Raw genomic sequence first — 11,978 nt, forward strand, 5'->3', positions numbered from 1 at the left:
CCTATCCGCTGTTTCATAAACGACAACCCCTCCGGCGGCAACCGCCAGAGGGGGAGAAAACGTCTCATCGCTTAAATGAGACGGGGCAGGTCGACGCTAAATTAGCGCGCCAGCCACTGCTGTCCGAGCAGGTCGGCGGTCAGAATCGCCGCATGCACGCTCTGCGCGCTGACCGGGAACGGCATGTTATGAATGGTTTCACCTTCCGCGCAGGTCGCTTTGGCGACTGCCTGAATTTTCTCATCGATGCCCTCTTTAACGCCCATTTGCGCCAGCGTAACCGGCAGCCCGACGGTATGGCAGAAGTTCAGCACCGTTTCGATCTCTTCCATCGGGCTATTTTGCAGCACCAGCTGCGCCAGGGTACCAAACGCCACTTTCTCGCCATGGTACAGATGGTGGCACTCTTCGAGGATGGTGAAACCGTTGTGAATGGCGTGCGCGGCGGCCAGACCGCTACTTTCAAAGCCGATACCGCTGAGGTAGGTATTCGCTTCAACGATGCGTTCCAGCGCATCGGTCACCACGCCGGCCTGGGCAGCGAGGCGGGCTTTTTCGCCTTCCGCCAGCAGCGTATCATAGCACAGGCGCGCCAGGCTCAGCGCCGCTGCCGTCGACTGACCGCCCGCCATGCTGGTGGCTCTGGCGTCATAGCAGGCCCTGGCTTCAAACCAGGTTGAAAGCGCATCCCCCATCCCGGCCACCAGCAGGCGCACCGGCGCTTTAGCGATAATCGCCGTATCCATCACCACCATGTCCGGATTTTTCGGGTAGATCAGATACTCTTCAAACTCGCCGGCTTCGGTGTAGATAACCGACAGCGCGCTGGTTGGCGCATCGGTGGAGGCGATCGTCGGGATCACCACCACCGGTAGCTTCTGGTAGTAGCCAATGGCTTTCGCCGTATCGAGCGTCTTGCCGCCGCCGATGCCCACCACGCCGCGGCAGCCGTGATGTTTCAGAATGGCGATCAGACGATTGATCTCAACGTGGCTGCATTCGCCGTTGAAGCGCTCCGCATGGCAGCTGATATTATGGCTGTGCAAACCTTCCAGCACTTTCTCTCCCGCCAGCTTCATCACGAAGTCATCGGCAATCACGAAAAAGCTGTCCGCCAGGTTTTTGGCGTATTGCCCAAACAGCGTGGATGCATCTGGTCCCTGGAGATATTTGGCTGGAGATTGAATAACTTTTAGCATTCCGTTCACCCTCAAATAAGTGCATGTTTTGACATGATGAGCCCCGGTGTTTCTCCGTCCGGCCTTACATCAAAGGCGGGGACGAAAGCGCTACCTGAGCGATGCCATCACTGTAGGGCGAGCCGCGGGCAAAAAAATCTTTCCCCTTTTTGTCCCGATATGAAACAGGACATAAATTTTATTGTTTCATATTGGAACATGAATTCATGTGAAACGATGGGATTGCGATCTCGATCCGCCCCTTTGGCGCAAAAGAAGGTCACCAACCGGACGATCGTCGACGTTTTTCACCACCACGGGCGGCAAGAAGGGGCAAAATTATTTCTCTGAGCAGGCTTTCCACGCTGATGAAGCGAGGTGAAAGAGGCGCCTTACTTCGCATTTTTCCCTTTCCTTGCGCAAAAATGTTTCATTAAGGAACAAAAATTAATAATTACGTTTCGTAATGAAACTCATTTTATGGCGATTTTTTTTCCCGCCAACTCAGCCAGAATCAATACATCGCCCGATATCGCATATCGTCAGGCGGTACCCCTACACGATGATCGCCTCCGTCAGCAGAGAGGCCGCATCGAAACTCCGACGGAGCATAAATAATGAAAAAACTGATTAACCGTGTCGAAGATGTCCTGAGTGAACAACTGGCTGGCCTGGCAAAAGCCCACCCTGAACTGACGCTGCACCAGGATCCGGTCTACGTCACCCGCGCCGATGCGCCGGTGGCCGGGAAAGTGGCGCTGCTCTCCGGCGGCGGCAGCGGCCACGAGCCGATGCACTGCGGCTATATTGGCCAGGGCATGCTTTCCGGGGCCTGCCCGGGAGAAATTTTTACCTCCCCGACGCCGGATAAAATGTTTGAGTGCGCCATGACCATCGACGGCGGCGAAGGCGTGCTGCTGATTATCAAAAACTACACCGGCGATATTCTTAACTTCGAAACCGCCACCGAGCTGCTGCACGAAAGCGGCGTCAAGGTTACCACCGTGGTAGTCGATGACGACGTGGCGGTGAAAGACAGCCTCTATACCGCCGGGCGGCGCGGCGTGGCGAATACCGTGCTGATTGAAAAACTGGTGGGCGCGGCCGCCGAACGCGGCGACCCGCTGGAAGCCTGCGCCGAACTGGGGCGCAAGCTCAATAACCTCGGCCACTCTATCGGCATCGCGCTCGGCGCCTGCACCGTTCCGGCCGCCGGGCAGCCCTCATTCGAACTGCAGGACGATGAGATGGAGTTCGGCGTCGGCATTCACGGCGAACCGGGCATCGACCGCCGCCGCTTCACCTCTCTCGATCGCACCGTTGACGAAATGTTCGATACCCTGCTGGAAAACGGCGCCTATAGCCGCACGCTGCGCCACTGGGACAACGTGAAAGGCGCGTGGCAGGAGGTAACGCAGACCAAGCAGGCGCTGCAAAAAGGCGATCGGGTTATCGCGCTGGTCAACAACCTCGGCGCCACGCCGCTGTCCGAACTCTACGGCGTCTATAACCGTCTGACGCAGCGCTTCGAGGAGGCCGGTATCGTTATCGCGCGCAACCTTATCGGCAGCTACTGTACCTCTCTGGATATGGTGGGCTTTTCCATCACCCTGCTAAAGGCCGATGAAGAGACGCTGGCATTATGGGACGCCCCGGTCCACACCCCGGCGCTGAACTGGGGCAACTAAGGAGCACGACATGTCATTAAGCAGAACGCAAATCGTAGACTGGCTCTATCGCTGCGGCGATATTTTCACCAAAGAGAGCGATTTTTTGACCGGTCTGGACCGGGAAATCGGCGATGCCGACCACGGCCTGAATATGCATCGCGGTTTTAGCAAGGTGGTGGAAAAGCTGCCGTCGATTGCCGATAAAGACATTGGTTTTATTCTTAAAAATACCGGTATGACGCTGCTCTCCAACGTCGGCGGGGCCAGCGGCCCGCTGTTCGGCACCTTCTTTATTCGCGCCGCTCAGGTGACCCAGGCCCACCAGAGCCTGACCCTGGAGGAGCTCTATCAGACCTTTCGCGAAGGCGCGGAAGGGGTGGTGAATCGCGGCAAAGCCGAGCCGGGCGATAAAACCATGTGCGACGTCTGGCTGCCGGTGGTGGAATCGTTGCGCCAGTCCAGCGAACAGCACCTGTCGATACCAGGCGCCCTTGATGCTGCCTGCGAACAGGCGCAAGCCGCCGTCCACGCCACGATCGCCATGCAGGCTCGCAAAGGGCGGGCCAGCTACCTGGGCGAACGCAGCATCGGGCACCAGGATCCGGGCGCGACCTCGGTGATGTTGATGGTTCAGATGCTGGCCGCTGCGGCCAAAGAGTAAGGAAAACGCGATGGTAAACCTGGTTATTGTTTCTCATAGCGCCCGTCTGGGCGAAGGTGTCGGAGAACTGGCCCGGCAGATGTTAATGAACGATGGCTGTAAGCTGGCGATCGCCGCCGGAATTGACGATCCCGCCAGTCCGATCGGCACCGATCCCATTAAGGTTATGGAAGCCATCGAGTCCGTCTCCGACGCCGATCATATCCTGGTGATGATGGATATCGGCAGCGCCCTGCTGAGCGCCGAAACCGCGCTGGATCTCCTCGATCCGGCCATTGCGGCGAAGGTTCGCCTGTGCGCGGCGCCGCTGGTGGAAGGGACTCTGGCGGCGACGGTGAGCGCCGCCGCCGGAGCCGGCATCGACAAGGTAATTGAAGACGCCATGAACGCGCTGGAGGCAAAGCGCGTACAGCTGGGGTTACCATCGCAACCGCAACACGCTTCGCTGACCGCCGCGCCGGTCGACGACCGCGACGCGCGCTCGGTTTCCGTGGTGATTCAAAACCACAACGGCCTGCACGTTCGTCCGGCGTCAAAGCTGGTCGCCGCGCTGGCGGGATTCAATGCCGACCTGGTGCTGGAGAAAGGGGGTAAATGCGTCACGCCGGACAGCCTCAACCAAATCGCCCTGCTTCAGGTGCGCCGGAACGATACCTTAAGACTGCTTGCCCGCGGCCCGGACGCCGACGCCGCGCTGGCGGCGTTCCAGGCGCTGGCGACGGAGAACTTCGGCGAGCCAATGGAGGCGGCGCCCGCGCGTCGGCCCGCCAGCGCCGACCGCGTTGAGGGTAAGGTCGTGCTTTATCCCCAGCCGCAGGACAGGATCTCGCGGGAAACGAGCGCCGCTATCGGCCAGCAGCAGCTGCGGCTGAAACGGGCCATCGATCGGACGCTGGAAGACCTTAGCGCGCTGACGACTCTGGCAGAGGCGACGTTTTCCGCCGACATCGCGGCGATCTTCTCCGGGCATCATACCCTGCTCGATGACCCTGATTTATACGCAGCGGCGTGCGACATCATACGCGACGAGCAGTGCAGCGCGGCGTGGGCCTGGCAACAGGTGCTGAGCGATTTAAGCCAACAATATCGCCATCTCGACGATGCTTACCTGCAGGCGCGCTATATTGATATTGAAGATATTTTGCACCGCACGCTGCGTCACCTTAACGAGCGCAATGAAGCGCTGCCGCAGTTTAGCGCGCCTTCGATCCTCATTGCCGACGATATCTTCCCTTCTACCGTCCTGCAGCTTAACGCAGAGCAGGTGAAGGGGATCTGCCTGCAGGCCGGCAGCGAGCTCTCTCACGGCGCCATTATCGCCCGCCAGGCGGGTATCGCGATGCTGTGCCAGCAGAGCGATGCCCTGACGCTGCAAGATGGCGAGAGCGTCATCCTTGATATTCCCGGCAAACGCGTGATTCGCGGCTAATCTGCCCTAACCTTTCCGCCCCGGAGGCTGTCCCCTCCGGGAACTCGCTTAACTTTCAGGATCCGTTATGTCTCAATTCTTTTTTAATCAGCGCGCCAACCTCGTCAACGAAGTGATTGAAGGGACCATTATCGCCAGCCCGTGGAATAACCTGGCGCGGCTGGAGAGCGATCCCGCCATTCGCGTGGTGGTGCGTCGCGATCTCGACAAAAACAACGTGGCGGTAATCTCCGGCGGCGGTTCCGGTCACGAACCGGCCCACGCGGGCTTTGTCGGTAAAGGCATGCTGACCGCCGCCGTCTGCGGCGATCTGTTTGCCTCGCCGAGCGTCGATGCGGTGCTGACCGCCATCCAGGCCGTGACCGGCGATGCCGGATGCCTGCTGATCGTCAAGAACTACACCGGCGATCGTCTGAACTTCGGCCTCGCCGCGGAGAAAGCGCGCCGTATGGGCTATAACGTCGAGATGCTGATCGTTGGCGATGATATTTCACTGCCGGATAACAAACACCCGCGCGGCATTGCCGGGACGATTCTGGTGCATAAAGTGGCCGGCTACTTCGCCGAACGCGGCCACAATCTGGCGACCGTGCTGCGCGAAGCGCAGTATGCCGCCAGACACACCTTCAGCCTTGGCCTGGCCCTTTCCAGCTGTCACCTGCCGCAGGATGCGGAAACGACTCCGCGCCATCATCCGGATCAGGCCGAACTGGGGATGGGGATCCACGGCGAACCGGGCGCTTCGGTTATCGCCACGCAGAACAGTGCGGAAATCGTTACGCTGATGGTAGAGAAGCTCAGCGCCGCCCTGCCGGAAACCGGCCGCCTGGCGGTGATGATCAATAATCTCGGCGGCGTGTCGATTGCCGAAATGGCGATTTTGACCCGCGAGCTGGCCAATACTCCGCTGCATCAGCGTATCGACTGGCTGATAGGCCCGGCGTCGCTGGTCACCGCGCTGGATATGAAAGGCTTCTCCCTCACCGCCATCGTGCTGGAAGAGAGCATTGAGAAGGCGCTGCTTTCCGCGGTAGAAACCGCCGGCTGGCAGACGCCGGTACAGCCGCGCGCGGTCAGCGTGATGCCGTCATCGCTGCGCAGTACGCGGGTGGAGTTTGCGCCTTCGGAGAACAGCGAAGTTGCGGGCTACGTGGAGCGGGTGACCGGCACGCTGTCCGGGCTGGAAGCAGACCTTAACGCGCTGGATGCGAAAGTCGGCGACGGCGATACCGGCTCCACCTTCGCCGCCGGCGCACGCGACATCGCCGACTTACTTCAGCGTCGTCAGCTGCCGCTGGCTAACCTCGCCACGCTGTTTGCCCTGATTGGCGAGCGTCTGACGGTTGTGATGGGCGGCTCCAGCGGCGTGCTGATGTCGATTTTCTTTACCGCCGCCGGGCAGAAGCTGGAACAGGGGGCAAGCGTCGCCGAAGCATTAAACGCCGGTCTGGCGCAGATGAAGTTTTACGGCGGTGCGGATGAAGGCGACCGGACCATGATTGACGCCCTGCAGCCGGCGCTAACGGCGCTGCTGGCCGAACCGGATAACCTGCAGGCGGCTTTCGCCGCGGCGCAGGCGGGCGCGGATCGTACGCTTCACGCCAGCAAAGCGGGCGCCGGGCGCGCATCGTATCTGAACAGCGATAGCCTGCGCGGCAATATGGACCCCGGCGCCCACGCGGTGGCCATGGTGTTTAAAGCGCTGGCGCAGAAATAGTCTCCCCTGCTCGCGCTGCGCTTAGCAGGGCTACGGGTTCGCAGCCGTCTGCGGGCCGGTCACCCGGACTGATGCGCAGCATCGCCTCCGGGAAAATCAGCCACTCTGCGCGCTGCTCCCGGGGGCGGCGCTTAACGCGCCTTGCCCGGGCTACGGGTTCACCCCCGTCTACGGGCCGGTAGGGCCAGTAGCCCGGGTAAGGCGCCAGCCGCAACCCGGGGTTTCTCCGCGTTTATTTGCTGTGCCAGTAGGCCTGCGAACGCACCAGCTGCGGATCAATCCCCGGGCCTTCAAAGCGCGCCAGCAGCGATTTCACCACCGCGCCTTCCCCGGTCAGCCAGATAAAATAGTCCTCAGCCGGCACCGCTATTCGCGCCAGGCGCTCGGCCACGGCAGAGGAGTGATGTCCCACCACCCACTCGATATGAAAACCATCGAGATCGGCCAGGTAATCTTGATAAGACTCATCGCCAATGGTGACGAGCGCCGTGACCTGCGGGCGCGTCGGAAGCTGCTGCAATCCCAGCAGACGGCGGCGCAGCGCGGGCATGCCTGACTCATCGGTCACATACAGCTGCCAGGCGTAATCTTCCGGCACCACCAGCGAACCGCGCGGCCCGCCGACCACCAGCTTATCGCCCGTTTTCGCCGCCAGCGCCCAGCTGCTGGCAATACCGCCATCGTGAATAAAAAAGTCGTACGCCAGCTCATGACGCCCGGCGTCGTACAGCGGCGTATAGTCGCGGGTCGCCGGACGCACGCCATCGCCCCAGTTAATGCCTTCATCCGTCACCTCCGGTGGCGTGAACGCAGCGCCCGCGGCCGGGAAAAAGAGCTTGGTGTGGTCGTCAAAACCCTGGGAAACAAAGCCTTCCAGCGCCTCTCCGCCCAGCACGACACGCTGGAATGCGCTGCCGATACGCTCGACGCGCAATACGGTTAACTCACGGAAGCGCAGTTCATTACGTACGCGCTGCGGGTATTTGGGGTGCCTGGTCGTTGTCATCTTTCATCGCCTTCGTGAACGGAATAGATATATCTAAAAATCTTGCAAATGATAATGATTGCCATTAAAAAAGAATGCAAGCGTTTTTTGATATAGTCATAGAAAAACGCCACAAAAGCCAAAATCAAAAATTAAAACGTTAAATATCAATTAAATAAAAAATACATTCACTACTTTGTTGCTACTTTATTATTTTTAGATATAAATTAGATATATCAAATAATCACAGGAGAAAAACATGAGACACCATCACGAAGAAGGCCGTGGCCCACGCGGACGCCACGGGGAACATAGCGAACACGGCGAGCACGGTCGCAGAGGCGGCGGACGCCGGCAGCGCTTCTTTGGTCACGGCGAGCTGCGCCTGGTGATTCTGGACATCCTCACCCGCAATGCCAGCCACGGTTACGAACTGATTAAAGAGATCGAAACCCTGACCCAGGGCAACTACAGCCCGAGCCCCGGCGTCATCTACCCGACGCTCGATTTACTTCAGGATCAGGGATTAATCAGCGTGGCTGACGAAAACGGCCGCAAAAAAATCGCCATTACCGCCGAAGGCAGTCAGCTGCACGCGGAAAACCTGGAGCAGCTGGAGCATATTCAGACCAGGCTGCAGGCGCGCATGGTGGGCTGTGAACTCCGTAAAAATCCGCAGATGAAGCGCGCGCTGGAGAATTTTAAGGCAGTACTGGATTTAAGGGTTAACCAGCAGGAAATAACCGAAGCTCAGCTAAAGCAGATCGTCGGCGTCATTGACCGCGCGGCAATGGAAATCTCCCAGCTCGACTAGCCCTCTGCCCCATCGCCGGGCAGCCTGCACCGCCGCGAAGCACGCGGCGGGACCCCTTCTGCGCATGGTTTCACGCCTTCAGGAGTAAAACATGCCAATAATTTCGCGATAAGATTAAATTTTGCTCAACCGCAATTTCACGTTGCGTTTATCCCGATTTTCCTGGCCCGCGCCGAAGTGGCGTAATCCCTGCAATACTTAATTCAGTATCATGTGATACGCCCCGCCCAGGAGCATATTTTGAACAGGTTACCTTCCAGCGCATCGGCTCTGGCCTGCAGCGCACACGCACTGAATCTCATTGAGAAGCGAACGCTCGATCATGAGGAGATGAAATCACTTAACCAGGAGGTCAGGGAATACTTTAAAGAGCATGTGAACCCGGGGTTTTTAGCGTATCGAAAATCGGTCACTGCTGGCGGGGATTACGGAGCCGTAGAGTGGCAAGCGGGAGGGTTAAATACGCTTGTCGACACTCAGGGACAGGAGTTTATCGACTGCCTGGGTGGGTTTGGGATTTTTAATGTAGGGCACCGTAATCCAGTTGTCGTTTCCGCCGTCGAAAATCAGCTCGCTAAACAACCCCTTCATAGTCAGGAACTGCTGGACCCGCTGCGGGCCATGCTGGCTAAAACCCTGGCGGCCTTAACGCCGGGCAAACTGAAATACAGCTTCTTTAGCAACAGCGGTACCGAATCGGTCGAAGCGGCGTTAAAGCTGGCGAAGGCTTATCAGTCTCCGCGCGGCAAGTTTACCTTCGTCGCCACCAGCGGCGCGTTTCACGGTAAGTCGCTGGGCGCGCTTTCGGCCACCGCGAAATCGACTTTCCGTAAGCCTTTTATGCCGCTGCTGCCGGGATTCCGTCACGTGCCTTTTGGCGATATCAACGCGATGCGCACCCTGCTGAGCGAGTGCAAAAAGACCGGCGATGACGTCGCGGCGGTGATCCTTGAGCCTATTCAGGGCGAAGGCGGGGTGATTCTGCCGCCGCCGGGCTATCTGCCCGCGGTGCGCAAGCTGTGCGACGAGTTTGGCGCGCTGCTGATCCTCGATGAAGTGCAAACCGGCATGGGGCGCACCGGCAAGATGTTCGCCTGCGAGCATGAAAACGTCCAGCCGGACATTCTGTGCCTTGCCAAAGCGCTGGGCGGCGGCGTCATGCCGATTGGCGCAACGGTCGCCACCGAAGAGGTATTCTCGGTGCTGTTCGATAACCCGTTCCTGCATACCACCACGTTCGGCGGCAACCCGCTGGCCTGCGCGGCGGCGCTGGCGACCATCAACGTGTTGCTGACGCAAAACCTGCCCGCGCAGGCGGAGCAGAAAGGCGACATGCTGCTGGACGGCTTCCGTCAGCTAGCCCGCGAATATCCGGATCTGGTGAATGACGTGCGCGGCAAAGGTATGCTGATGGCCATTGAGTTTGTCGATAACGAAATCGGCTATGACTTTGCCAGCGAGATGTTCCGCCAGCGCGTACTGGTGGCAGGAACGCTCAACAACGCAAGAACGATCCGCATTGAACCGCCGCTGACGCTGACCCCTGAGCAGTGTGAACAGGTGCTAAAAGCGGCCCGCCTGGCGCTGGCGGCGCTGCGGGTTTCGGTGGAAGAGGCGTAGTGACCTGCCCTCTCCCTCACAGGGAGAGGGCATTGCGTTATACCACCCGCACGCCAGCAGGCATCGCCCTTTCCGGCGTAAGCAGTACGCTTTCGCTGCCATCGTCCGTTTCGGCGCAAAGCAGCATGCACTCCGAGGTTTCACCGCGCATTTTGGCTTTCGCCAGATTACACAGGACCACGACCGTTTTTCCCAGCAGCTCTTCTTCGCTGTAGTACGGCACGAGGCTGGTTACCGTCTGCAGCGTGCGATCGCCAACATCAATCCGGGCAATATAGAGCTTGTCGGCATTCTCATGTTGTTTTATCGCCACAATTTTTCCCGTACGCATTTCCAGTCTGGCAAAATCAGCATAAAGCACCGTTTCCATCTTGCACCTCTCAAGTAAAATTTTAGTAAAAGATAACAAATGTCGGCGAGGTTTCCGCATAATAGTGCGAAGAATGTTAGATTCATCACTCTTTTGCGCAGTAGAAACGCTGCGGCGGGGATGAATAATACGGCGGAAATTTACTGAAAAGAGATGCAGCTGCCCGCGCTTGCTTTACAATGGTTTGCGTCGATGGGGCAACGTCAGATAGATAAGGAAAACAATGGCCACACTAAAAGATATCGCGACCGAAGCAGGCGTTTCACTGGCGACGGTTTCCCGCGTTTTAAACGACGACCCCACTCTGAACGTGAAAGAAGAGACAAAACATCGCATTCTTGAGGTGGCGGAAAAGCTGGAATATAAAAGTACCAGCTCGCGTAAGGCTCAGGTTCACACCGTCGGCCACCACCATATTCTGGCCATCTACAGCTACCAGCAGGATCTGGAAATCAACGATCCTTACTATCTGGCAATCCGCCACGGCATCGAAACGCAATGCGAAAAGCTCGGTATCGAGTTGACCAACTGCTACTTTAACAACGCGCTACCCGAGCTGAAAAAAGTGACCGGCGTTCTGATTGTCGGCCAGCCTTCGCGGGCGATTCGCGACGCCGCCACGGCGTTAACCGACAACGTCTGCTTTATTGATTTCCATGAACCCGGCAGCAGCTATGACGCCGTCGACATCGATCTGGTGCGCATCGCCAAAGAAGTTATCGACTTTTTTATCGCCCAGGGCGCGCGGCGCATCGGCTTTATTGGTGGCCAGGATGAGCCGGGTAAAGCCGACATCCGCGAAGTGGCCTTCGTCGAATATGGCCGCCTGAAGGGAGTGGTTTCGGAAGAAGATATCTGGCGCGGCGGGTTTTCCAGCTCCTCCGGCTATGAGCTGGCAAAAACGATGCTGGCAAAGGCGGATTTCCCCACCGCGCTGTTCGTCGCGTCAGACTCTATCGCCATCGGCGTGCTGCGCGCCATTCATGAACGCGGTCTCTCGATCCCGGAAGATATTTCGCTCATTAGCGTTAACGATATCCCCACCGCGCGTTTTACCTTTCCGCCGCTCTCCACGGTGCGCATTCATTCAGAAATGATGGGCAGCCAGGGCGTCAACCTGCTGGTTGAGAAAGCCCGCGATGGCCGCGCGCTGCCGCTAAACGTCTTTGTCCCCAGCGTGCTGAAGCTGCGCGGCACCACCCGCTAATCCCGTTTCTGACGCTAAATCCTCTGCGCCCGGCTCCCCAGGGCGGCGCTTGACGCGCCTTGCCCGGGCTACGGGTTCACCGCCGTCTGCAAAACAAGCCCGGACAGATGCGCCAGCATCGCCTCCGGGAAACTCCACCTCTCTGCGCTCTGCTCCCGGGGGCGGCGCTTGACGCGCCTTGCCCGGGCTACGGGTTCACCGCCGTCTGCCAAACGGTAGCCCGGACAGATGCGCCAGCATCGCCTCCGGGAAATTCCCCCTCTCTGCGCCCGGCTCCCGGGGGCGGCGCTTGACGCGCCTTGCCCGGGCTACGGGTTCACCGCCGTC

General features: G+C 58.9%; 10 protein-coding genes. 7 read left to right on the forward strand and 3 right to left on the reverse strand.

Annotated elements, in window-relative coordinates:
* Positions 1-101: 101 nt before the first annotated feature.
* Positions 102-1,199, reverse strand: coding sequence for a glycerol dehydrogenase (locus ABLU67_RS09425; RefSeq protein WP_348852272.1), 1,098 nt, complete (start codon positions 1,197-1,199; stop codon positions 102-104).
* 596 nt (positions 1,200-1,795) lie between these two features.
* Here ABLU67_RS09425 and dhaK point away from each other — a divergent pair.
* The 4 genes from dhaK to ABLU67_RS09445 all read left to right on the forward strand — a co-directional run bounded on the left by dhaK (position 1,796) and on the right by ABLU67_RS09445 (position 6,655).
* Positions 1,796-2,866: a dihydroxyacetone kinase subunit DhaK gene (gene dhaK, locus ABLU67_RS09430; RefSeq protein ID WP_348852273.1), complete on the forward strand. Its 1,071-nt coding sequence runs from the start codon at positions 1,796-1,798 to the stop codon at positions 2,864-2,866.
* Positions 2,867-2,876: 10 nt separating this feature from the next.
* Positions 2,877-3,509, forward strand: a complete 633-nt coding sequence (dhaL, locus tag ABLU67_RS09435) for a dihydroxyacetone kinase subunit DhaL (RefSeq protein WP_014226902.1) — start codon at positions 2,877-2,879, stop codon at positions 3,507-3,509.
* 10 nt (positions 3,510-3,519) lie between these two features.
* Positions 3,520-4,938: a dihydroxyacetone kinase phosphoryl donor subunit DhaM gene (gene dhaM / locus ABLU67_RS09440; RefSeq protein WP_348852274.1), complete on the forward strand. Its 1,419-nt coding sequence runs from the start codon at positions 3,520-3,522 to the stop codon at positions 4,936-4,938.
* Positions 4,939-5,005: 67 nt separating this feature from the next.
* Complete coding sequence (locus tag ABLU67_RS09445; protein WP_032720240.1) at positions 5,006-6,655, forward strand: glycerone kinase; 1,650 nt, start codon at positions 5,006-5,008, stop codon at positions 6,653-6,655.
* 232 nt (positions 6,656-6,887) lie between these two features.
* Here the strand turns inward: ABLU67_RS09445 and ABLU67_RS09450 are convergent, their stop codons facing one another.
* A complete protein-coding gene (locus ABLU67_RS09450; RefSeq protein ID WP_025105901.1) occupies positions 6,888-7,661 on the reverse strand; it encodes a siderophore-interacting protein in 774 nt (257 codons plus the stop codon).
* A gap of 238 nt (positions 7,662-7,899) precedes the next feature.
* On the opposite strand from ABLU67_RS09450, the gene ABLU67_RS09455 reads away from it, so the two are divergent.
* Together ABLU67_RS09455 and ygjG are read left to right on the forward strand one after the other, a co-directional pair.
* Positions 7,900-8,454, forward strand: coding sequence for a PadR family transcriptional regulator (locus tag ABLU67_RS09455; protein WP_004854392.1), 555 nt, complete (start codon positions 7,900-7,902; stop codon positions 8,452-8,454).
* 240 nt (positions 8,455-8,694) lie between these two features.
* Positions 8,695-10,074 (forward strand): putrescine aminotransferase, encoded by a 1,380-nt coding sequence (gene ygjG, locus ABLU67_RS09460; RefSeq protein ID WP_004854393.1) that lies wholly within the window; start codon positions 8,695-8,697, stop codon positions 10,072-10,074.
* Positions 10,075-10,111: 37 nt separating this feature from the next.
* Here the strand turns inward: ygjG and ABLU67_RS09465 are convergent, their stop codons facing one another.
* Positions 10,112-10,444, reverse strand: a complete 333-nt coding sequence (locus ABLU67_RS09465; protein WP_102803965.1) for a tRNA-binding protein — start codon at positions 10,442-10,444, stop codon at positions 10,112-10,114.
* 223 nt (positions 10,445-10,667) lie between these two features.
* Between ABLU67_RS09465 and ebgR the strand changes: the two genes are divergently transcribed.
* The gene (gene ebgR, locus ABLU67_RS09470) at positions 10,668-11,651 is read left to right on the forward strand and encodes a transcriptional regulator EbgR (RefSeq protein ID WP_032720237.1); all 984 of its coding nucleotides are present in this window, start codon (positions 10,668-10,670) and stop codon (positions 11,649-11,651) included.
* The last annotated feature ends 327 nt before the right edge of the window (positions 11,652-11,978 follow it).

Source organism: Klebsiella sp. GN_Kp190 (assembly GCF_040061795.1).
Lineage (GTDB): Bacteria > Pseudomonadota > Gammaproteobacteria > Enterobacterales > Enterobacteriaceae > Klebsiella > Klebsiella michiganensis.

Excerpts from the sequence above, each read along its gene's own strand:
- ebgR (WP_032720237.1), top strand. The coding sequence starts at position 10,668 with ATGGCCACACTAAAAGATATCGCGACCGAAGCAGGCGTTTCACTGGCG.
- ABLU67_RS09425 (WP_348852272.1), bottom strand. The coding sequence starts at position 1,199 with ATGCTAAAAGTTATTCAATCTCCAGCCAAATATCTCCAGGGACCAGAT.
- dhaM (WP_348852274.1), top strand. The coding sequence starts at position 3,520 with ATGGTAAACCTGGTTATTGTTTCTCATAGCGCCCGTCTGGGCGAAGGT.
- ABLU67_RS09465 (WP_102803965.1), bottom strand. The coding sequence starts at position 10,444 with ATGGAAACGGTGCTTTATGCTGATTTTGCCAGACTGGAAATGCGTACG.
- dhaK (WP_348852273.1), top strand. The coding sequence starts at position 1,796 with ATGAAAAAACTGATTAACCGTGTCGAAGATGTCCTGAGTGAACAACTG.
- dhaL (WP_014226902.1), top strand. The coding sequence starts at position 2,877 with ATGTCATTAAGCAGAACGCAAATCGTAGACTGGCTCTATCGCTGCGGC.
- ABLU67_RS09455 (WP_004854392.1), top strand. The coding sequence starts at position 7,900 with ATGAGACACCATCACGAAGAAGGCCGTGGCCCACGCGGACGCCACGGG.
- ABLU67_RS09450 (WP_025105901.1), bottom strand. The coding sequence starts at position 7,661 with ATGACAACGACCAGGCACCCCAAATACCCGCAGCGCGTACGTAATGAA.
- ABLU67_RS09445 (WP_032720240.1), top strand. The coding sequence starts at position 5,006 with ATGTCTCAATTCTTTTTTAATCAGCGCGCCAACCTCGTCAACGAAGTG.